This is a genomic window from Marinobacterium sedimentorum (assembly GCF_024267675.1).
Classification (GTDB): Bacteria; Pseudomonadota; Gammaproteobacteria; order Pseudomonadales; family Balneatricaceae; genus Marinobacterium_A; species Marinobacterium_A sedimentorum.
On the sequence record NZ_JALDYX010000154.1, the window covers coordinates 1 to 232 of the forward strand.

At 46.1% G+C, this 232-nt stretch carries 1 protein-coding gene; it reads right to left on the reverse strand.

Annotated features, from left to right (window positions below; genetic code table 11):
* A partial coding sequence (locus tag MRS74_RS23705; RefSeq protein ID WP_254582737.1) for a DUF3187 family protein occupies window positions 1-194 on the reverse strand: 194 nt, incomplete at its 3' end.
* Between the last annotated feature and the right edge of the window lie 38 nt (window positions 195-232).

Sequence of the window (232 nt, forward strand, 5' to 3'; positions counted from 1 at the left end):
TCGACGTTGAAGCTATCGTCTTCGACTTCGTCACGCCCATCAAGCTTCAGTCCAGCAGCATTATGGAATGACTTCACCAAACTATCTAAATGGTTATTATGGGCCCACGCAAACTGATAGCGTAGCTCAAGCTGTATCTTATCTGCGGGTGACCATTGCACCCCCGTCGTTATTCTATTTTGGTAGTAATCCATTTGGATATCATCACTGGTGATCCAAACGCTGCCGAAGT